Origin of the sequence: Shewanella halifaxensis HAW-EB4 (genome assembly GCF_000019185.1) — a bacterium.
In the GTDB taxonomy this organism is placed as follows: domain Bacteria; phylum Pseudomonadota; class Gammaproteobacteria; order Enterobacterales; family Shewanellaceae; genus Shewanella; species Shewanella halifaxensis.
Genome location: NC_010334.1, coordinates 4,281,805 through 4,302,273, shown reverse-complemented (window position 1 = coordinate 4,302,273; position 20,469 = coordinate 4,281,805). Strand labels below are relative to the sequence as shown.

Below are 20,469 nucleotides of genomic sequence, written 5' to 3'. Positions count from 1 at the left end.
ATAATAAATGGAGTTTTTTATGAAACACTTTACTCACTCAGCGCTAGCCGTCGCCCTCATTTCAGCCCTTAGTGCGTGTGGTGGCTCAGGTTCTGACGATACCCCTGTTGTTGTACCTGAAACTGGCTTTACGTTTTCAGCTACAGAGATGGTGACTAATCTAACCGATGATGTGATTGTTGCAGGTTATTCAAATCTTGCCCTGCGCGGCGCGGCTATGCTTCAAGCGACTCAGACTCTGGTTGCCACACCGACTCAAGCCAACTTGTTAGCCGCTCAAGAAGCGTGGAAGGCCGCTCGTCAGCCGTGGGAGCAGGGTGAATCACATATCTTTGGCCCTGTTGACTCACTCGGTATCGACCCACACCTTGATAGCTGGCCGCTAAACACCACTGACTTAACAACAGTGCTGGCTAATAACACGGGTTTTGATGCTGATACCATTAAAGGTTGGAATGACGACGTGCAAGGTTTCCATACAATGGAATACCTTCTGTTTGGTGATGGCGTTGCTGATAACACTAAAACGATTAGCGAGCTGACAACAAACGAGCGTGATTACTTAATGGGGCTCGCTGAAGTCTTTCGTGATTACACCAAGACCCTCGATGACGCATGGCTTATCAGTCATGACGGCCAGAGCGGTAAAGCTTACGGTGAATTACTGAAGAATTCTGGTGCCGATGGCAACACCTTCTATAGCTCAGAAGTGGGCGTGGTAGAGGAGCTAGTTAACGGCATGATCGGCATTGTCGATGAAGTGGGCAACGGTAAGATTGCCGATCCATTTGGTGAGTCAATCGATAAAGCCGACACCTCAAAAGTAGAATCACAGTACTCTTGGAACTCATTAACAGACTTTAGCGATAACATTATTGGTGTGCGTAATGTTTATCTTGGTGAGCTAGAGGGCAATGCCGATAAGCAAGGGATTATCGATTTCGTCAACGCGGCAAACCCAGCACTGGCAACACGAGTTAAGACTGAAATCGACGATGCTATCACTAAAATTAACGCAATAGCGGGGGCGAACAATATGCCATTCCGTCAGGCGATTTCTGATAGCGACGGACGCGTGCGTATTCAATCGGCAGTCGATGCACTGACTAAGCTACAAGCGAGCTTAGAGTCAGATGTTCTTCCCCTGCTTAAAGAGTGGAATATTTAAACCGAGAATATGCGAAGGAGGCCATTGGGCCTCCTTTTTAATTAAATAATTCCCTTGATTGTTAAGTGGTTAATTTCTTTTGTTATGGCAGGGAAACGCCAGAGCAATGGGTACCAAGCTAACGATATTAAACAGTGTGTGGAACAGCAGATGACGGACAAACACCCCCAACCAAACAGATCGCAACAAAACAGTCATGTCGGCTTTCGAAAAAGCTTACTTAGCAGCTTAGTCTTACTGAGCGTGGCAAGCTTAACTGCTTGCGGTGGCTCTGGTGATGACACGCCAAAACCTGAACAAAAAATCTACCCAGCCTATACCGATATTCGCGCCAGTGGTGGTGATACCACAACCTTTGATGCGTCAGAGTCAGGCCATGGCTTCTCAACTCCCGCACCGAACTTGAGCGCAGATGAATTAGCACTGCATCTTGAGGGGGATTTAAGTTTTGAAACCGCTTTTACCACAGCGCCTAATAGTGCCCATCCAGAGCTAGATGGCCTAGGTCCAGTATTCAATAACGCAGATTGTAACTCTTGCCATCAGCGCGATGGTCGTAACTCAACCCCTATCGTTCCGGCTGGCAAGTCTCGCATTAAACTCGGCTCAGAGGCTGGAATATTTTTAAGGATCAGTAAGGCTCCCAATGAACCATGCACCATAGGTACAGCTGCAAATGATTACTGTGCGCCGATCCCTGTCCCAGATTTTGGTGGGCAACTGTTCCATCGCGGGGTATTGCAAGCCCGCGATGACTGGCAGCAGAATCAGTTTATTGGTCAGGCCGATGTCTATTTGTCTTATGAAACTAAGCAAGTTATCTATAGTGATGGCAGCAGTGTGACGCTGAAGAAGCCAGTGTTCGATGTGGAAAACCCCTATGATGCACCAGGTGAGACTAAGGCGAGTAGTAACCTGACCTCTAACTTGCTGCAAGATGATGTATTGATGGGCTGGCGTAATGGTATGCCAGTGTTTGGCTTAGGTTTGCTCGAAGCCATCCCTGAGGCAGATATTTTGGCCAATGTGGATGCAGCGGATAGCAATAATGATGGTATCTCGGGCCGAGCTAACTTTGTGTTTGATGCCGTTAAGGCGAAGGCGGGTGACAGCAACCCAGTGTCACTTGGGCGCTTTGGCTGGAAGGCTAATACACCAAGCGTACGAGTGCAGTCATTAGGCGCGCTACGCGGTGATATGGGGATTACTAACCCACTGTTTCCTGATGAAAGTATTGCTGGCACTGCGCTGCATAATTCTTACTTAACTCGTACAGGGTTTGTCGATACGGGAGCGGGAGTCGATGGAGAGCCTGAAGCCAGTGCCGAATTTAGTGATTCGGTGGTGTTTTACGCCGAGACTCTAGCGGTACCGGCTAGACGCAATGTGGAAAATAGTGATGTACGTGAAGGCGCTAGACTGTTCGAGCAGCTTAATTGTAGTGGTTGTCATACTCCAAGCTTTGTAACACAGGCCTCTGGTGATATTGGCGGCTCAGAGATGATTGCAGGCCATAAGAGCCAAACCATCTATCCCTTTAGCGACATGTTACTACACGATATGGGCGATGAACTTGCCGATGGGCGTCCTGATTTCTTAGCCGATGGTAATGAGTGGCGTACTCGCCCATTGTGGGGAATAGGTCTGACTCAAACCGTGAACCCTCAGGCTGGTTTTTTACATGATGGCCGCGCAGCGACATTAGAAGAGGCGATTTTGTGGCACGGTGGTGAGGCAGAGAAAAGTCAGCAAGATTTTATGGTGCTAACGGCTGAGGAACGAGCCCAAGTTATTGATTTTTTGATGTCACTATAATCACAAAATGCATAACTGAAACGCGCTCAGTAAACGCAAAAACAGCGGGACTTTCTCTTTTGAGGAGCTCCGCTGTTGATTTTGTGAGGTAGGTAAAGCTAATTCGATTTATTGCACCGCACCTCGTGATCTGTTTCATGTAATCTTCTAACTAAATCACCTATGATTTATTTATTAATTTTATTCTCTTTCAATTTTGATCTTATAGGAGACGTCTGGTGAGCAAAATTCTTATCGTTTATTCAAGTGTACATGGCCAGACACGTAAAATTTGCGGTCATCTGGAAGACAAACTGAAAGCGGTTGGCAACTGTGTCACGGCTGTCAATATTGCCGATAAAGTGGACTTAGGGGAATTTGACAAGATCATTATCGGGGCGAGTATTCGCCACGGCAAACATAATCCTGCTGTTTATGATTTTATTGACGCTCATAAGGCCGAACTTGAGCAGAAGCCGAGTAGCTTCTTTTCGGTTAACTTAGTGGCGCGTAAACCACTAAAAAATACTGCAGAGACTAACCCTTATATGCGTGCATTCTTTGAAAAGTCGTCTTGGGTTCCCGATTTGGCAGAAGTGTTTGGCGGTAACTTAAATTACCCTAGCTATGGCTCGATGGATAGAAGCATTATCCGCTTTATTATGTGGATCACTAAGGGACCAACTGCAGCAGATACCAATATTGAATATACTGATTGGAATAAGGTTGATACCTACGCCGACAGTATTCATCAGTTGGCGGTTACGGTTTAAAAAGTACAGGACGAGATATGGCACAGTCGACGTTTAAACGCTTAGCGAGAAAGTATATTGATTTGCAGCATGTGCTAATCATTATTACCAGCGCCTATCTTATTTTTACCAGCGGTTGGATCTTGATTGGTCGCCGTCTACGCCCCAATGCGACGTTTTGGGATCAGAGCCATGTTTACCTCGGGCTTGTCGCCGCTTTCTTGTCGATCACTTTTCTTATTACTACCTGCCTTAAAGGCAAGTGGCGTCAGTATTTTCCTTGGCTAGTCGGTGACTTTGCACAGCTTAAAACTGACATCCTAGGTTTTTTTAAGGGCAAGCTCCCCATTGCCGGTGGTCGCGGTTTATTTAGCGTCATCGAAGGTGTTGGCATGCTGCTGTTTTTGGCTGTCGGTGTCACCGGTATAGCCTGGTTTGCGACTCAAGGTAGCAGTGATGCGCTAATGTGGCGCGGTTATCATATTCATCTTGCGCAGGGCTTTATTGGCTTTATTGTTGTGCATGCCATCTTTGCCTGTTTGCATCTGCTGGACTTTATTCGAAACTAACAATGCCAGTTTGAATATAAAGTTGGTTAGCCTTTTAATGAAGGCTAATTACATTTTTCTTTGATTGTTGCTACAGGGTAGCTAGTTCTGGATTACCACTTCATGGCTATTATTCGCCTCCAGCGGGGTATGTGCAGATACTGCTGAGGCACGGTGAGTAAAGCGAAGCTTTGGGCTACGAACGAGAAGCATGGATGCTGAACTGGCTATTAGATATGGATATCGTTGCAAGTACGTCCATGTAAGCTCAACGAAAACGTCCCTGTTTTCGATGGCCTCAACCGCATCTACACTGGATAATTGGTGCATTTATTTAGCCGTGGTGGTTCGATTTCTAAATTGAAAATGTCCAAAAATGAGTTGAACGAAGCCCTCCGCGGTTGTGTTCACCAAGCGAATTAGAGAAGCAAATTCGATGAGATGAATGCTGAGGTGTGAATACGGCAGTGACCTTCGACAGCAGGGAAGCTGTCGTAGAGGCTATAGGGACACTTCTTACGAAATCAAAAGCCGCGCCGTGTCACTGAAGTGTTCGCACATTCAGCAACAGGCTATAAATCTAATGAAAGCCATCTCATTTAGTGGAACAAACTTTTGTCCAAAATGAGCTAACTTGCGTTGAACATGTAGGTAAGTATGACTTTTCCCAAATCACTAATTTTACCACGAAGCGCAGCGCTTTCACGGAGGTCACGAAGAAGATCGTAGAGCAAAAGATCAAAATGTTTGATGACGAGCCTTTTACTGTTGCTTTTGTTCTAGCTGTTACTTTTCTTCGTGTAGGGTAGCGCTCCGTGTCCCAATAACATCCGTGTTTAACGGCCAGTTCGCTATCCCTTATTAGCACATGGCTTCGCCATATTCGCCGTGGTAAATGGATTTTGTCCAAAACCGTTTCAGCAATAGTGAGAATTAACAGTGATCACCAATATCTAAGTGGGCTAATTCGCAGAGATGAATAGTCAGATGTCGGTGCGGCTGTGGGCTTAGGTTTCAAGGTGAGGTATCTCAAAGAGATACTCTTCGAACGAGAGGTATTGATGCCGAACTGGCCGTTTAACAGGGACGTTATTGGAAACCGCAGAGCGGCCAGAGAGGGCTTTATAGCGTCCCACAGAAGTAGTGACATGTGAGCTTACTACGAGCCGTTGCCTTTCTTCGTGTCCTCTGTGGCCCTTTGTACCTTGTGGTGAACTGCTTTTGCCTTTTTTGCTAAAGCAGGTAGGGTTACTGAGTAAAACAATGCTTTTAAATGAGCTAGTTTTTCTTTAACTTAAGTAAAAAGGAACTTATCTCCTTCTTTACTATGTAAGGACTCGCTTTGCGGCCAACCATAATTCATTTGATCGATGATACTAAGCTTGGTGGCGTTAATCTGGCGCTAGAGAGTCTGGCGGCCTCCAGATTGAATCAACTATTTGCATTTAAGTTAGTGCATCGACGTTTTTCTCGTCCATCGTTTAGGCGTTATACTGCCGATATTATTCTGCTCCATGGCGCCGTTAGTTGGCGTAAACTTCCTGCTTTTTTAGCGCTTAAGCTTGCTAATATCGGCACTCCAATCCTCTATCAAGAACACCATTACAGTAGAGAGTTTGCTCGTTACTGTGTGAAATCCCCGTGGCGTTTTCGTCTTATGCTCAGGCTGGGTTATGGGCTTATGGATAAGGTCTTGCTGGTGTCTAATGCGCAAGCAGACTGGTTGGAAGAGCTTAGAGTGTTACCTAAAGAGAAGATGGCTCGAGTCGGTCAAGCTAAAGAGCTGAGTCGGTTTCTTTCATTGCCGGAAAAAGCTGTCGTGACACCATTGATATTATTGGCCTACGGGCGTTTAAGTCAACAGAAAGGCTTTGAGCTGCTGATTAAGGCGATGGCAAAACTGCCCAGTTACAGAGTCAAACTGATATTGGCGGGAGAGGGGGAGTTGTTACCCGTATTGTCGGCGTTAGCTAAGCCGTTAAGTCATGTTCATTTAGTTGGTGAGGTCCTTGATGTGCCTAAGTTTCTTGCTGCAGGGGATGTGGTCATCATACCCTCCCGCTGGGAGCCATTTGGCTTAACCTGTTTGGAAGCCATTGCAGCGGGAAAAGGTGTCATCGCAGCAAACATAGATGGGTTGAGTGATCAGTTAGCTGGCTTACAGCAGCAAGGCAATGGCTATCAAATTATTGATGAGCTAACTGTGGCGGGCATTGAAAGCGCCATTAACCATGCATTAAGTGGTGAACGGCTCAAAATCAATGCCGCTCAGCGTTTATCTAGTGCTCAAGCTTGGGAGTCGGTATTAGAACGCTGGCAACAGCTGTTAGAAGGGCTACTCAATCGCCGAAAATGATGTTTACAGACTGTACAGAGAGTGGATGAACATTAACAAAAAAGGCGCTAATTAGCGCCTTTGGGGAGTTATCAAACTAGCTTATGACTTGTGCTCAAGTGCAAGGTAGTTCATTAGGTCGATTAGCTCGCCTAGTGTACGGATGGAGCCCATGTTAATCGCGTACTTGTCGTTCACGATGAAAGCAGGAACGCTTTGTACTTTAAATTCACGTTGCTGTGTACGCCATAGTGCCAATTTCTCATTGGTTTCTTTGCTGTCTGCTGCTGCGTCATATTGCTCAGCAGTTACGCCAAACTTAGCAAATACCGCTTTGATGTCATCACGGCTCTTTAGCGGCTCGTCATGCTTGTGACCTGGTGCGCTGTGATCATGCTTCTCACCATTATCGCCCTGGATCACTTTGAACATAGCGTCAGTTAATGGCTTTTGGTTATCTAAAGTTTGGATAACCGCAAGAGAGCGCATCACTTCTGTATTAATATCAGTGTTAGCAAAATCAACGTGCTTGCTGTCAAAGGTAACTTGTTTGTTCAAGTTAGCTTTGATGTCTGCCATGTACATTTTTTCCATGTTGAAACAGTTACCGCAGTAGAACGAGTAGAACTCAGTCAGTTTTGGCTCGCTGCTTGGTGCTTTATTTGAAACAACAGTGAAGTGCTTACCTTCAACAAATTGTGCTGCAAAGCTGCTCAGTGGAGCAACGGCGAGTGTTAAAGCTAAAGCAATATGTTTAATCAAACTAGTGTCCTCTAGGTGACGTCAGTATAAGTAGTCAAGCGATAACGAATAATACAAATATTATTCATCCGTTACAGCAAATTACATTGTTGTTAAGAATAAAACCAGATGCTTAATTATGACTGAATTTGCAGGCTAATACATGCTTTAGAGTGTGACCCATATAGTGATTTTAAGCGGAAGCTGCAGTTTTCATTTTAAATTTTGCCAAGCTTCACAATCTCAGTGAAATTTTAGAAAAAGTTAGCCTTCTTGGGGAACTTATTGGCTTTATTAAGCGATAGTGATTGAAATACTGAGATTGGACTGTAGCTTCAAGCTTATGTATTTAGCGGAAATTAATAAGCTTTTCGATAACATCATGACTAATATTAAACAGATTATCTTATCTATCTATGTTAGCTTTTGATTAAATTTAGAGCTTTGTGTCTATTAATCAATAGCTTCTTATATAAAGTCTGAGTAAGCCTTGGGGGAAAGGGACTTGAACAATCAACTGCACTTATTTATTCCTGCGCTAGCGCTTGTGGGAGCTGGGCTAACAACCAATGTATATGCGACAGATTGGCGCATTGCATTTGGTGGCCAAAATACCATCGTCGATCAGGCTGACTCACATACACTGGGTGCACATGCTGGCTTTTATGTCGCGCACCAAACCGATTCTGAACTACTTTGGCAGGGCGAGTTCGATATATTTATCGATGCAGATCACGACAAGCTGGATCCCGACCATATTCCAATTTGGTTCCAGAGTGCATTCTCGGTCGATGGTAACTTGTACCATTTTTCTGAGGTGATGAACCTACAGTGGCAGGTGACGCTAGAGGGCAAACGTAATACGGTCAGCTCGATAGAGAAGCAGGCTAAACTCTTCCCCGGTATAGTGGCAAGATACAATAGCGGTCGGGTTTATGCGGGCTTTGAGGTTGCTGCAGGTTATTACATGTTGGAGATTGACGATGATGTGCCAAGAGAGCGAGGCTATGATCGTGAAGACTTTCAAAATAAAACAGGGGCCTACTCTGTCGCTTTCGACACTCGCTTACCATTGGGTGACGCCTTCGATATCTATGCCAAGGCGCAAACGTGGAATGATGGCAGTGATTGGTTGGAAAACAAGGTTTCAGGTGTGCTGAGTTACCATTTGGATAACTGGATTGAGGATAGCAATATTCGGCTAAGTGTGGAGCATAGCGAATATAATCTCGACCCCTATGATAATAGAGATAAGACTTCGCCCGATTACTTAGCTATTCTGCCTTGGGATAGAGATACCTTAGTGAGGATCTATGTCGATATGCCTTGGGGATAATCGATTAAAATGAAAGCCACCTAAGCAAGGTGGCTTTTTAAATGTGGAGTGCTAGTTAACTAGACGACAGCCGCAAACGGTATTACTTGGCTGAAATAGCACAACGGCAAAATCTTTATTTTCATCTCGTTCCAACACCTGAACACTCAGGTTATGCATGCCTTTCTTATTCAGATTTAGACTGCTGACATAGGAGAGATACTTGTAATGCTCCGGCGCTTGCTTGAGAGCGGAGTGAGGATACTCTTGCTTGGTTTTGACTGAAATATCATAAAGCATATTATCAAGATCGACGCTATTGACCTGCCCTTGCATCGAAACTGAGCCAGCAGAATTACCATCTAGGTCAAAGTAGCGATAGTTTATCTGCGCCTGCCCCTCTTTAGAAAATAGGTCAACCAATAGATAGTGTTTGCTGTCTTGCTCCGACTGTTGTCGATTGAACAGTTCTGAGCTACAGCTGAGCATAAAGCTTGGTTGATTTGCGGTAAGTTTATATATTACTCCTACGCAAACGAGCAAAATGATTAGCATCATGATGTTAATAGCCCAGCGCCATGGTCGGCTCATTATCAGTTCCTTTTGTACTGCGTTGTTATTCTATTTCTACGGCCCAGAGTGTTGTATCTGTTAATCACAAATGTCCACTGCTTGCAGCCATTGTTGATTAATGAATTGTCTGGGTTGACGTAGATCGCTAATTTTTAAGTTACGAATAACAGACTGACCAAACTGCTCACCACGAAGGGTGATATTGAGTACCTGCTTATCGTGAGATAGAGACAGATATACATTTTTCCAACTGGTGAGTTTGCATTGACCGAAACTCTGCTGCATCGTCTGGCCGAGCTCGGTTAATAAGCCGTTGTTGGTTTTAGAATGGGAGTACAGGATAACATTGACAGTTTGCCCTGATAGGGTATCGACACTGCGAACCTGTAGAGGCTTAGGCGATGCTGGAGATTGGCTTTGTGAGTCAATAAATAGCCATCCACAACTTAATAGCAAGGCGATACAGCACGCAGATATTGCTACTATTTTAGTCGAAAACCGCTTTTGACTTGAGGCAACTTGGTCATTCTTACGGCTACGATGATGGCGCAACAGGTAGCCTTGACCTTTTACTGTCTCGATAAGCGATTCATATTGTGGGCCTAGAAATGAGCGTAGTGTGAATACGGCTCTTGTGACCGAGGAGTCACTTAGTGGTGGCTGCTCACCATTACCCGCTTTTAATAGCACTTTAGCGACGACTTTCCCTTGGTACTCAACTAATAGAGTCAAGACTTGCAGCTCGGCCCTTGGTAGGTGCCAAACATCGCCGCTCTCTGTATTGATCAGCTCTTCTTTATCAATATCAAATTTGCAGTGCCCCAATCGCATCTACGTCGCCCTGTTAGAACTATCTATAAGCTGAGTCTATGAACTTAAACTAATGAAGTCTGTGATCCTGATGCTTAAGTTCTGCCGTCATGGCAAATTTGAGTGTTATGCAGGGGTTAGTATGGCTAAATGAGAGGTTAATCACACAGATTCATACAATTAATTAACTTGCTGAAACATAAATACTACCGCAAATGTCCATGAATAATGTGCTATCGGTCACAGAAGTGTTGGTTTTGTAGCCAGTGCTGGCTAGGCCGTAAGCCAACGCTAGCTCTAATGATTGATATTTTTACACTCCCGCTTCATCTGTCATAAATCACATTTTTATTTTCCACACTTCTTAAAGTTAAGCCATCGAGTCGTTATCCAAAAATTTGAACTCGTTTACTAACCGTAATAGGCCATGAGGCTTATGACCAAAATAAAATAATGATGGATATAGGGTGATTATTATGAGTATTAATAGACGTCAGGCGTTAACCAAGATTATCGGATTAAGTACAGCTGCTGCTGGTGCCGCTTTGGTAGGCACTTCTGCATTTGCAGCCACCGATGCAGATGGTAACTATCGTTTAGAGATGGGAGAGAAGCTTAAGTATGTGCCGTTAGATGCGATGGCAACGGCGAAGCTTGCCTATGAAACGGGTGGTGGCTGTATGCATCAGGTGTTCCATTCTATTGTCACTATGCTAGCGCAATCAAGCAGTGTCGATGCCGACAAATTTGCCACTATTCCAACGGCTCTTGCGGGCTATGGTTGGGCGGGAATCGTCGGCCAGGGAACCATCTGCGGTAACCTAAATGCGGCAGGCATGTTGATCAATATCTTAGATGACATCAATGGCCAAAATAGTGCGGTGATCGGTGCATCATTCCGTTATTACGAAACTCAAGACTTACCCCTTTCATCAGATGAATTTGTCGCTGGCATCGGCTCAACTGCAGAAAAGAGCCTAGAAGTGGGCGCTACATCTATCGCTAATAGTCCTCTGTGTCACTCCTCTATCAGTAATTGGTCTGCTGCTTCGGGTAAGGTCTTTAAGGAGAAGGGCGAGCGTTGTAAGCGCCTATCGGCCAGCTTGGCCTATCACATTGTAGAGTTACTTAACCGTGCACATGGTGGCGAGGATATTTCTCTTCTACCTGAAGCTAAGCCTTCTGCCGAAACACAAGCCTGTCAGTCTTGTCACGGTGTAGAAAGCACTATGAGCACAGCAGCTAGTGTGAAGGCAGATATGGAATGTACCACTTGTCACACAGGGCACTTTAACTAAGGAGTAAGCTATGAAAGTCAAATTACTGAGCGCGCTGTTGGCAAGCTCGATGCTCTTGCTTGGCTGTGGAAGTGACAATGATAATGATGATGTCACTGAGCCGCCGGTAGTCGTACCGCCGCCAGTTGAAGATACTATCGATATCGATGATGCTAGTACGGTTTTAATGAGCCTAGGCAGTTTCGATGCCGCGACGGGAGCATTAACCTTTAGTCTTAAAGACGCTGATAATAAGGCCATCACTAAGGCGACCGATTACGATATCTTCTATTTTGGTTATCCGGATCTCGCTTCACCTTCAACAAAGGCAAAAGCTTGGAAACGCTGGCATGTGACGCAGAGCTATAAGTGTGACACTAGCATCGATGACGAGTGTGTAGGGGTATTAACTGAAACTGCGACCAAGGGACAATACACCTTCGATGCCATCGATCTCGATCTTGAAGGTAAAGCCGCAGCAGGAGCGGTAGCTTTATATAAAGTGGCTATTCAGATCCATGGCGCGCAGACCAGCAATGAGATAGAGCTTATTGCTGCCGAAGAGTAGTACGTATCCGTATGTGTGTCTTTTGCTATTAGAAAGCAGCTTAGATAAGTATAAGCACCCTGCCTAATCTCAATCTATGCAGGGGGGGAGAGTCCCCTAGATTGAGTTAAGCCTTCAAAGCCGTAACAAAACCTCTGAGTTACGGCTCTTTTTATTTCTACTCACTGGCTAACTTTGGCTCATTCTCTAACTCATTAAATTGGTGTTGTTTAAGTAGCTTGCGTTCAATAATGCTCGAGGCGATAAACATAGTTAAATAGCCACTGCCTAGGGCCAATATGACCGCGACAACATTGTCGGTAACTAATCTGAGCAGATAAAACATAATCAAAAGCGTTGCTACACCAAGCAGGCGGATCAGCAAACTTTGCAAGAATAACCCATGGGATTTGATGTAGGCGATCTGGTAGGCATTAAGCATCATAAAGCCAAAAAAGAGTGCGAAGTGCATCAAGATGGGGGCTGCCTTTGCGTATGTTTCTGGAAACACCAGAGCGACTAGCTCGTCACTAAATAGCAGTAACCCAGTCAGTAGCGCAGCACTTACCCCTAGGCTTAGCTTGAAAAACCACTTACGGATCTGTGCGATCTGCTGATGCTCTTTGTTTTTTAAACATTGAGCTAACTCGGGCAAAATATAGCGATAAACGGGGAAAACAAACAGCATGGTTAAGTAGGCTATCATCGGCCGCACAACTACTTGGAAGTCGCCGAGCTCATCGATGGTGAAGTAGCCAATCGTCAGTAGCACTGTGATATAAACCATCAAGATGCTGGCTCCCACCTCCAGTGATGACATTACGCTCTTTTTAACAAAGTTACGCATATCAGGGGTAAGTTGAACCGGTGCTAATGGTGTGGTGGCAATCAGCTTTCTGCGCTTTAAAAACATATAAGCGGCAGCGGCTAAGTTGGATAGCATTAAGCTAAAAAATAGTGAGGCTGTCGGGGTCTGTGCTAAGAGGTAGTAGCAAACCAGAAACAGTATTATCTGTACTAAGGGTTCTATCCAGATCGTTTTATTGGCGATGTCGTAGAGTCGATACATACCAATTTGATTGGTAAAGTATACTTTAAAGCCCATCCCCAAGATAATTCCCACTAACTGAATATATTCGACATCGATATTGAGTTGATGTTTGATATAGGGCAGAACTAATCCCCAGGTAAACAGCACCATGATAATCAGTGAGTAGCGGAAGATATTGGTGATATCACGATCGTTTTTGGTTTTCGAAAAGCTCACGACCATCGAGGCACGAAAACCACTCAATAAGATAAGCGACATGGAAACTATGTCGACGACAGTATGGTAGAGAGCTAGGTCCCCCTTTTCGACCCACTGGGCTAACCAAATTTTAAATGCTAGCCCAAGAGACATGCTCGCGAATGTGGCCCAGATAGCGTTGGTGAAGGCGTGTTTAGCCCGCTCAAAAGAAGACTCTGTCATGATGTTGCTTAACTCCATAGGCGTCGGCATATTCTGTGGCGGTAAATACTAGCCATTAATCTTTGATGCGTCAGTTCTGTTGCTGAAAGCTGTGAACTTGAAGATGGAATGTATTATTAGCATGACGAGATCCCATAATCGCTCTCGGAGGCTAGCGAGGCTATTGATTGTGATTATGAGTCTTGTTTACTCTTAGTCATCATCTTGAAATATACCCTTTATGTATAAATGGATTACGGAGCCCACATGGCGCTATGTCTAAATTTGTTCTCATTACCGAATGGACACATTCAATTTTTAAAACACAATCCGCAAACCATCCAAGCTTACCTAATGGGGCAAGCGCCAGAATTGGAAGCTGAAGTTGCAATTAAGCAGCAATCTTTATTGAGTAAGCTTGTTAGGGGGATTAGTGGCCGAAAAGCATTAGAGCTGCCGCGGGATTGGCCACAGGATGAGATTAAAATGATAGGGCCTAATGTTAACCATAGAAACGTCGATCTGTACCATTATATTCTCAACGATACTGAGGAACGAGTAAAAGGTGCTGGGAGTTTATTTCAGACTTGGCTAGATATTCATAATCACGACGCCATCAAAATGGATCGCTGTAATGAATCCTTTGCGTTTGAAAGTTATGCCTTAGCTGAGTTATTTACCTTGTTATCTAAGTTAGATGAGCCAGTTGTTAGGGGCAGGTTTGATGCTTGGCTACTTGAATATAACCCCGATTACATTCCCAAGGAGTCTGAATACCTTGAGATGATCCAGGGTTGGGAGCACTTTAGAGTAAAAGTCCATGAGGCTATGGAAGTAAATCATGGTTTAATGTGGGTTACACTTTGAGCCTGCGCGAACGGGATAAGCATGAGATATAGAGTAAATCGATGAGTCTATTTAAGTTTGGTTTAGCGGCAGATAAATCCGCGACGATTCGCAGAGAGTTAGGCAAAGATGCGGCGGCTTATTTTAAGGCTATGCAGGCTGCTGAAGAAACCTTTTTTCGCTCTATCACCACAACAGAGAATAGATTAAAACTCGATTGGTTACAGCTGCGTACTCGCTTAATTACTCGAGTCGACGACAGCGAGCTCTCTCGGTTAACAGATTTCAATGTCGAGCTCATTCAGAATGTGTCTGCAGAGCAAGATGGTCAGCCACGACAGATCTCGGTGGTAACGCTCGATTCGCTGCAGATGGCGATTGCCGATATTGAGGCGCAGTCTTGGATAGGTTTCGATACCGAAACCGCGGCTACCTTTGAGAAGGGACGGCGCAATACTAACCCCATTTCATTAATTCAAATAGCAACCGCAACACATTGCTATCTGTTTCGAATGCAAGCGATAAATATTGAGCCATTTAAGGTGGCGCTCACACCAGTAATGAGCAATGAACATCTGCTTAAAATTGGTATTGGCCTGAGAAGCGATATCAATGGAATGAAGCGAGACTTTGATATGAGTATTGCGGCGATGCTGGACTTAAATTGGCTGATGAATCAACTTGGGGCGCCTAAGCAACTTGGCACACAGCAGGCCGCTGCAACAGTTTTAGCGTTAAAACTACCCAAAAGTAAAAAGGTCACATTATCGAATTGGAGCAAGCCACTAACAGAACCCTTGAGTGAGCTGCAGCTGCAGTATGCGGCGGCAGATACCTTTGTAGCATTGGATATTTTACATGCAGTAACAGCACAAGTTGCCCCTTATCAGAGCTTATGGCCACAATCGCTACAGCAACGTTTAGCTGAGTTAACGATGAGAAGAGGGAGCGTTTGATGATACATAAAGGTCAATTAGTACGATGGAACGATGCGAAAGGCTTTGGTTTTATTCGTATCGAGCAGGCTCATGATATTAATCAACCTGCTAACGCCAATCATGAAGTGTTTATTCATGTGTCGGCGCTAGGCCTTATCCCTCGGCGTCCTTTGGTGGGAGATACCCTGTTTTTTCAAATACTGACGCAAAAGGATGGTAAACAGAGGGCGGTAGAAGCTCGGATTGAGGGAATGGGTGGCTCATCGACTCAAAAAACGCTCAAACATAGTCAGCCATCGCAGCACCGAAAGTCAGTCAACGGTGTGTTATATCGTATTGCGATTATGCTGGTGGTGCTGGCTATTGCAAGCTTTACCTATAACCGCGTGTTCGCATCGACGACTAATTTACATGGGGCGACAACGGGTTTAGCAGGACCTGTATCTGCTGAGCAGGATAATAGCACAGGAGTATTACAGCGCGCATTTGAGCAAGGGCTGAGTAACCTTCAGGTTCAAAGTAGAGGCGTGGTAAGTAAAGTTCTAGCTGATGATAATAAAGGTAGTCGCCATCAACGATTTATTTTGACATTACCACACGGTCAGACCGTTTTAGTCGCTCACAATATTGATTTAGCACCGCGAATTTCTGATTTAAATGTAGGTGATTCCGTTGAGTTTTACGGTGAATATGAGTGGAACAAACGCGGTGGGGTAGTGCACTGGACCCATCATGATCCACAAGGACGCCATATCGGTGGTTGGCTTAAACATAATGGCCAAACTTATCAATAGCTTTATGCGAAACAGTGACTCTTGTAGTTAATGTATCGCGAATGCCAGATAGTCAAAAGGGGCAAAGCCCTTCAGCTTTTGCCCCTTCTGTTGTTTGCGGTTGTAAGACCCTTTACCTTTCTTTGGTTTTTCAGTACGCGTTCTAAATAGCGAGCTGGTAACGATTGCCTTTAAGGCGTTATCTTTTATTACGCCGCGGCCACTTTCGTGTTCGATATGCGTTTGCTGGTGATGTTTTGCCATCATATTCTCCAATGGGCTGAACTAATAAAAACACCGCACAGACAAAGTTAAGTAATTGCTAAATTTGTCATTGCGGTGCGATTATACGTCATTTTTTACTGACGACCAGTTTTTATTGTTTGTTTTTTGAACGCAAAAGCTCGCTCTGCGGACAATGAGCTATTGGACATTAAGCAATAAACATTAAAATATTAGTGTGTACAGGTAACCAGCACTAATCGCCATACCTAAAATCACGGCTAAGAATGCGGCAATCATCTGATTCTTAAAGATAGACTTAAGCAGAATCACCTCGGTTAAACTTGCCCCCGCGCTACCAATAATCAGTGCCATTACCGAACCGAGCGCCATTCCTTTTGCGACTAACGCTGAGCTTAACGGGATAACCGCTTCTGCACGAATGTACAGCGGAATACCAATCACTGCAGCGATGGGAATCGCATACCAAGTGCCTTCGCCTGCATATTTTGCGATTAGTTCAGTAGGGATAAATCCATAGATCAGCGAGCCCACGAAAATACCCAGCATCAAATAAGGCAGCACTTGCTTAAAGTCTTTCCAAGTTGAACGCCATACGCGCATCCAGCGATTGTCTTGTTTTACCGTAGCGCTAGAACCACAAGTTGAAGCCGTTGCTGTTGATTCCCCACATGAACTTACCGCAGCAGGAACAGAGCAGCAACTTGTGGTTGCTGCAACAGCTGGTGCAGGTGTTGAACAGCAACTTGTGGTAGCTACAGGCTTAACTTCATTTTTAGGCTTTGCACAACAGCTGCTAGATGCGCTAGCCGCTTCATAAGCCTCAGGCTTAACGTAGCGCTCAAACCCTAGCTTCTCAAGAGTGTAACCCGCTATTACCGACACACTCATGGCAACGACGAAATAAAACAGCGCCACTTTAAAGCCAAAAGTCACAATAAACAGACCGATGATAATCGGGTTTAGCAGTGGGCTTGAGAACAGAAACACCATCATAGGACCAAAGCCTGCTTTTGCTCTTAATAAACCCTTTAAGAAAGGGATAGTTGAGCATGAGCAAAATGGCGTAATAGAGCCAAGTAAGGCGGCAATAATGTAGCCTTTACCTTTCTTCGAGCTCAAAATAGATTGGATCTTTTCTGGAGGAATATATTCCTGCAGTAACCCCACGATATAACTAATTGCGATGAATAATAGGGTTAACTCTGCTGCAAGGAATAGAAACATTCCGGCAGACTCTTTTGCCATTGTAATGATCTCAGGACTCATTATATTTACCTTCGTGTCTTTTGTTTGTTATTTCTGGAATAGTCGAAATAACCGGGTTGGGCAAATAATAGTCTTATTTGAAAAGGTGTCAATCATTATTTCGGTAAATGTGGAAATGACAGCGGTGACGCCACAGTGCTAAGTGGATGCTTGTCGCCGTTGTGGATATTCTCTATGATTAAAAAATAATGCAATTTAGGACGTTAGCATGCTGGATGCGATATGTTTATTCGATGAGTCGAATCCTATTACTTACTCTATATTTAAGTTTCAAAAGCTCAGCGATGCCGACATAGAGAAATATCGGCAAGCATTGATGTGTCCCGCCTGCGCTGGTAAAGCTTATTATCGAAAAGCCTCTAAAGATGGCAAGGCGGCCTGTTTTGGTTCACGCTATCACCAAGCTGATTGTCGTGAGTTCAAACCTTCGGCAGCTAAAGAGCGTGAAGAGCAGCATGCTATTGAAGTGAATCAATTATTGGTTGATAGCGATGCGATGATGATTGACTTTAGTCGTCAGCCGCGATCATTAAAGTCCAGAGCTGAGCGCGAGACACAGACACAAAAACAGGCTCCAATACAAAAACAGGCACAAACAAGTCCAGAGCTGCTGTCGGTTAGCTCATCATCCGACCGAGTTGCGGCTCATTCCTCAAATGTTGAAAAGCGGATCGCCAGTGAAGGCCTAGAGAAAATATTGCATAGTTTAATGCGTGGTAGTGAGCTTGCAGAGTCAGAACTCTGGGTCTATACCGATGAGAAGTACCGTTGGCGAGCCAAGAACTTGTTCGTTAACTTTGCCGATGCAGAGCCGACCGAAACGGGGGCCCCACGCATGTATTGGGGGACGATTTCTCATGTCGATAAAGAGTTGTTTTGGTTAAACCCTGCCGATAGCAAAGAGGTTGGTATACCTATCGATAAAATAGTTGAGCCATTAAAGCTAAGATTTGGTTTGGACGAGCGCCGAGATTTTGAGGGCGCGACGATGATCTTATTTGGTAAGTGTTTTTGGAATAAAGCGAAAAACCGCAAGATTATTCAGTTATGGGGTAATGATATCAATCGGATCTTTATTTCTAAGCCTGAAGAGGAGGGGTAACATAATTGACCTAAAGTGTATCTGTCTTTGCCTGAATCGGCTGCGAAGCTGTAGTTTTTATTGTCGAAGTTTAGGCTGGTTTGTTATTTGATTTCATTGTATTTAACCACTCTGATGCCGCTGCTCAAACCAACTTCTTCCATGAGCGTTATAAAAATTCAGTAAAATAGGATATTTATTATTGACTCAGAGGCAAATGGGGATTATTTTCTGCGCGATGTTTTTACTAGGGCCCCAAAAATTGCCCGTAAAATTAAGGGTATCGGCAGGTCCCTCAAAGGTAAAGCAGCAATTAGACTCGGCAAATAGTTGCCTGAGTTTGGTGATTAATTGCCATTTTGGCACTTTATTATAAGGACCTTAGCGCATGTCTGAGCCGACAGCCTTAAGTCTTATCCCACCTGTGGTGGTATTGGTGTTAGCCATTGTGCTACGCCGCCCAATCCTCTCTTTGATTATCGGTGCATTAGTCGGTCTGGCCATGTATGAGCCCGCTAATATATTGACTAATTTTGCAGATACCTCTTTGTCCGTGATGGCCGACGAAACTATCGGTTGGTTAATTTTAGTTTGTGGTGGCTTCGGTGCCTTGATTGCTCTGCTGGTTCGCACTGGTGGTTCAATGGCGTTTGGTCGTCTAGCATTGAAGTTTGCTAACGGGCAAAAATCATCGCTGTTTATGACCTTTATTCTAGGCGTTGTTATTTTTATCGATGACTACCTAAATGCCTTGACGGTCGGCTCCACCATGAAGCGCGTCACAGATAAATTTAAGGTATCTCGTGAGATGCTAGCTTATGTGGTGGACTCCACGGCCGCGCCCATATGTGTGTTAGTGCCTCTTTCGACTTGGGCGGTATTTTTTGGTGGTTTGTTAGTTGATAACGGCATCGCAGGCGAGGGTCAAGGAATAGCCGTTTATATGCAGGCGATCCCTTACATGCTTTACGCGTGGTTAGCCGTGGCTATGGTATTGCTAGTGATCTTAGGTATCGTGCCGGCTTTTGGTCCGATGAAGAAAGCGCAAATAGCCGCAGCTCAAGGTGAACCAGCGATTAAGCAGATGGACTTAGATGAAGTGCAAACCTCTGATGAATATGCACTAAAAGCCATTGAAGATGAATTTAAGCAAGCCGATGATGGTGGAAAACTGCATAATTTCTTCGTGCCAATAATATTATTGGTGGGTTTTACCGTCTATTTCGATATCGATGTACTTAAAGGCTTGATTGCAACTCTTGCGGTGACATTGCCGTATTACGGGCTGCAGAAGCTGATGCCATTGTCAGAGATGATGGAGCAGATGATCGATGGCTTTAAGAGCATGCTACCAGCCATTGGTACGGTTATCGCGGCATTCATCTTTAAAGATGTGTGCGATAAATTAATGCTGCCACAGTATGTTATCGACAGCCTCAGTCCGTTTATGACGCCGCAATTGCTGCCTGCTGTGGTGTTTTTAAGTATGTCTATCTTGGCGTTTGCAACAGGCTCAAGCTGGGGGATTTTTGCGGTATCGATTCCAATTGTGATGCCACTGGCGCAAGCGGTCGATGCCAATATTCCACTGGTGATTGGTGCATTGTTATCGGCATCATCTTTTGGTAGTCAGGCGTGTTTCTACTCCGACTCCACAGTGCTAGCAGCACAAGGCTCTGGCTGTAACTTAGTCAGCCATGCCGTCACTCAGCTGCCTTATGCGTTGATTGCTGCGGGTATGACCTTTATCGGCTTTTTGTGGCTGGCGTAAGTTGTTAGCTTAAATAGTCACAGACGTAATCGCTTATAAAGCGCCTGTCATCTGAAGGGGTTGCACATTATGTGCAGCCCCTTTTTTATTTTGCCTCTGTATAGAGTCTGTCACTTTTCTAGGTACAGAGTAAGCAATTCAGGAATCGTAAGGATAAATGATGAAATACTTAACTAGTCAGTCTTTTAACTTGTACATATGTTAGTAAATTTAACTTTGCGCAGCGATTGGTAACAAA

19 protein-coding genes are annotated in these 20,469 nt (G+C 44.6%); 13 read left to right on the top strand and 6 right to left on the bottom strand.

All coding sequences use genetic code 11. The features are described from left to right. Nucleotides 1–19 precede the first annotated feature (19 nt). The 5 genes from SHAL_RS18245 to SHAL_RS18220 all read left to right on the top strand — a co-directional run bounded on the left by SHAL_RS18245 (nt 20) and on the right by SHAL_RS18220 (nt 6,618). A complete protein-coding gene (locus SHAL_RS18245; RefSeq protein WP_012278590.1) occupies nt 20–1,168 on the top strand; it encodes an imelysin family protein in 1,149 nt (382 codons plus the stop codon). Between the two features lie 150 nt (nt 1,169–1,318). Next, entirely contained in the window at nt 1,319–2,983 is a 1,665-nt protein-coding gene (locus tag SHAL_RS18240; protein ID WP_012278589.1) for a di-heme oxidoredictase family protein, read from the top strand. A 218-nt stretch (nt 2,984–3,201) separates the two neighbouring features. Further along, nucleotides 3,202–3,735, top strand: coding sequence for a menaquinone-dependent protoporphyrinogen IX dehydrogenase (gene hemG / locus SHAL_RS18235; protein ID WP_012278588.1), 534 nt, complete (start codon nt 3,202–3,204; stop codon nt 3,733–3,735). Between the two features lie 17 nt (nt 3,736–3,752). Beyond that, nucleotides 3,753–4,283, top strand: coding sequence for a cytochrome b/b6 domain-containing protein (locus SHAL_RS18230; protein WP_012278587.1), 531 nt, complete (start codon nt 3,753–3,755; stop codon nt 4,281–4,283). A gap of 1,321 nt (nt 4,284–5,604) precedes the next feature. Beyond that, the gene (locus tag SHAL_RS18220; protein ID WP_012278586.1) at nt 5,605–6,618 is read left to right on the top strand and encodes a glycosyltransferase family 4 protein; all 1,014 of its coding nucleotides are present in this window, start codon (nt 5,605–5,607) and stop codon (nt 6,616–6,618) included. A gap of 81 nt (nt 6,619–6,699) precedes the next feature. On the opposite strand, the gene SHAL_RS18215 is transcribed toward SHAL_RS18220, so the two are convergent. Further along, entirely contained in the window at nt 6,700–7,359 is a 660-nt protein-coding gene (locus tag SHAL_RS18215) for a thiol:disulfide interchange protein DsbA/DsbL (RefSeq protein WP_012278585.1), read from the bottom strand. 484 nt (nt 7,360–7,843) lie between these two features. Here SHAL_RS18215 and SHAL_RS18210 point away from each other — a divergent pair, with 484 nt between their 5' ends. Next, on the top strand, nt 7,844–8,674 hold the full coding sequence (locus tag SHAL_RS18210) for a hypothetical protein (RefSeq protein ID WP_012278584.1): 831 nt from the start codon (nt 7,844–7,846) through the stop codon (nt 8,672–8,674). 51 nt (nt 8,675–8,725) lie between these two features. On the opposite strand, the gene SHAL_RS18205 is transcribed toward SHAL_RS18210, so the two are convergent. Together SHAL_RS18205 and SHAL_RS18200 are read right to left on the bottom strand one after the other, a co-directional pair. After that, nucleotides 8,726–9,244 (bottom strand): hypothetical protein, encoded by a 519-nt coding sequence (locus SHAL_RS18205; RefSeq protein ID WP_012278583.1) that lies wholly within the window; start codon nt 9,242–9,244, stop codon nt 8,726–8,728. 60 nt (nt 9,245–9,304) lie between these two features. Next, nucleotides 9,305–10,057 carry a winged helix-turn-helix domain-containing protein gene (locus tag SHAL_RS18200; RefSeq protein WP_012278582.1) on the bottom strand — a complete coding sequence of 251 codons (753 nt, stop codon included), beginning with the start codon at nt 10,055–10,057 and terminating at the stop codon, nt 9,305–9,307. 455 nt (nt 10,058–10,512) lie between these two features. On the opposite strand from SHAL_RS18200, the gene SHAL_RS18195 reads away from it, so the two are divergent. Then, nucleotides 10,513–11,334, top strand: coding sequence for a cytochrome c3 family protein (locus tag SHAL_RS18195; protein ID WP_012278581.1), 822 nt, complete (start codon nt 10,513–10,515; stop codon nt 11,332–11,334). Between the two features lie 10 nt (nt 11,335–11,344). Next, a complete protein-coding gene (locus SHAL_RS18190; protein ID WP_012278580.1) occupies nt 11,345–11,881 on the top strand; it encodes a hypothetical protein in 537 nt (178 codons plus the stop codon). Between the two features lie 157 nt (nt 11,882–12,038). Here SHAL_RS18190 and SHAL_RS18185 read toward each other — a convergent pair whose 3' ends face one another. After that, complete coding sequence (locus tag SHAL_RS18185) at nt 12,039–13,331, bottom strand: lipopolysaccharide biosynthesis protein (protein WP_012278579.1); 1,293 nt, start codon at nt 13,329–13,331, stop codon at nt 12,039–12,041. A 246-nt stretch (nt 13,332–13,577) separates the two neighbouring features. Between SHAL_RS18185 and SHAL_RS18180 the strand changes: the two genes are divergently transcribed. Genes SHAL_RS18180 through SHAL_RS23335 form a run of 3 tightly spaced genes read left to right on the top strand, consistent with a single transcriptional unit; the run spans nt 13,578 to nt 15,888 of the window. Next, on the top strand, nt 13,578–14,177 hold the full coding sequence (locus tag SHAL_RS18180; RefSeq protein WP_012278578.1) for a hypothetical protein: 600 nt from the start codon (nt 13,578–13,580) through the stop codon (nt 14,175–14,177). A gap of 41 nt (nt 14,178–14,218) precedes the next feature. Further along, nucleotides 14,219–15,112 carry a 3'-5' exonuclease gene (locus SHAL_RS18175; RefSeq protein WP_012278577.1) on the top strand — a complete coding sequence of 298 codons (894 nt, stop codon included), beginning with the start codon at nt 14,219–14,221 and terminating at the stop codon, nt 15,110–15,112. Then, complete coding sequence (locus tag SHAL_RS23335; RefSeq protein ID WP_012278576.1) at nt 15,112–15,888, top strand: DUF3465 domain-containing protein; 777 nt, start codon at nt 15,112–15,114, stop codon at nt 15,886–15,888. The genes SHAL_RS18175 and SHAL_RS23335 overlap by 1 nt, the downstream gene beginning before the upstream one ends. Before the next feature lie 27 nt (nt 15,889–15,915). On the opposite strand, the gene SHAL_RS18165 is transcribed toward SHAL_RS23335, so the two are convergent. Together SHAL_RS18165 and SHAL_RS18160 are read right to left on the bottom strand one after the other, a co-directional pair. Then, entirely contained in the window at nt 15,916–16,131 is a 216-nt protein-coding gene (locus tag SHAL_RS18165) for a ribosome alternative rescue factor ArfA (protein ID WP_012278575.1), read from the bottom strand. A gap of 183 nt (nt 16,132–16,314) precedes the next feature. After that, a complete protein-coding gene (locus SHAL_RS18160) occupies nt 16,315–17,379 on the bottom strand; it encodes a permease (RefSeq protein ID WP_012278574.1) in 1,065 nt (354 codons plus the stop codon). Between the two features lie 208 nt (nt 17,380–17,587). Between SHAL_RS18160 and SHAL_RS18155 the strand changes: the two genes are divergently transcribed. Both SHAL_RS18155 and SHAL_RS18150 read left to right on the top strand, forming a co-directional pair. Next, nucleotides 17,588–18,481 carry a hypothetical protein gene (locus SHAL_RS18155; RefSeq protein ID WP_012278573.1) on the top strand — a complete coding sequence of 298 codons (894 nt, stop codon included), beginning with the start codon at nt 17,588–17,590 and terminating at the stop codon, nt 18,479–18,481. Between the two features lie 367 nt (nt 18,482–18,848). Continuing rightward, nucleotides 18,849–20,231 carry a Na+/H+ antiporter NhaC family protein gene (locus tag SHAL_RS18150; RefSeq protein WP_012278572.1) on the top strand — a complete coding sequence of 461 codons (1,383 nt, stop codon included), beginning with the start codon at nt 18,849–18,851 and terminating at the stop codon, nt 20,229–20,231. The last annotated feature ends 238 nt before the right edge of the window (nt 20,232–20,469 follow it).

Bases quoted from the DNA above. Each gene is read 5' to 3' on its own strand.
- SHAL_RS18190 (WP_012278580.1), top strand. From the start codon at position 11,345: ATGAAAGTCAAATTACTGAGCGCGCTGTTGGCAAGCTCGATGCTCTTG.
- SHAL_RS18245 (WP_012278590.1), top strand. From the start codon at position 20: ATGAAACACTTTACTCACTCAGCGCTAGCCGTCGCCCTCATTTCAGCC.
- SHAL_RS18160 (WP_012278574.1), bottom strand. From the start codon at position 17,379: ATGAGTCCTGAGATCATTACAATGGCAAAAGAGTCTGCCGGAATGTTT.
- SHAL_RS18195 (WP_012278581.1), top strand. From the start codon at position 10,513: ATGAGTATTAATAGACGTCAGGCGTTAACCAAGATTATCGGATTAAGT.
- SHAL_RS18205 (WP_012278583.1), bottom strand. From the start codon at position 9,244: ATGAGCCGACCATGGCGCTGGGCTATTAACATCATGATGCTAATCATT.
- SHAL_RS18240 (WP_012278589.1), top strand. From the start codon at position 1,319: ATGACGGACAAACACCCCCAACCAAACAGATCGCAACAAAACAGTCAT.
- SHAL_RS23335 (WP_012278576.1), top strand. From the start codon at position 15,112: ATGATACATAAAGGTCAATTAGTACGATGGAACGATGCGAAAGGCTTT.
- SHAL_RS18155 (WP_012278573.1), top strand. From the start codon at position 17,588: ATGCTGGATGCGATATGTTTATTCGATGAGTCGAATCCTATTACTTAC.
- SHAL_RS18230 (WP_012278587.1), top strand. From the start codon at position 3,753: ATGGCACAGTCGACGTTTAAACGCTTAGCGAGAAAGTATATTGATTTG.
- SHAL_RS18200 (WP_012278582.1), bottom strand. From the start codon at position 10,057: ATGCGATTGGGGCACTGCAAATTTGATATTGATAAAGAAGAGCTGATC.
- SHAL_RS18180 (WP_012278578.1), top strand. From the start codon at position 13,578: ATGGCGCTATGTCTAAATTTGTTCTCATTACCGAATGGACACATTCAA.
- SHAL_RS18175 (WP_012278577.1), top strand. From the start codon at position 14,219: ATGAGTCTATTTAAGTTTGGTTTAGCGGCAGATAAATCCGCGACGATT.
- SHAL_RS18165 (WP_012278575.1), bottom strand. From the start codon at position 16,131: ATGGCAAAACATCACCAGCAAACGCATATCGAACACGAAAGTGGCCGC.
- SHAL_RS18185 (WP_012278579.1), bottom strand. From the start codon at position 13,331: ATGACAGAGTCTTCTTTTGAGCGGGCTAAACACGCCTTCACCAACGCT.
- SHAL_RS18150 (WP_012278572.1), top strand. From the start codon at position 18,849: ATGTCTGAGCCGACAGCCTTAAGTCTTATCCCACCTGTGGTGGTATTG.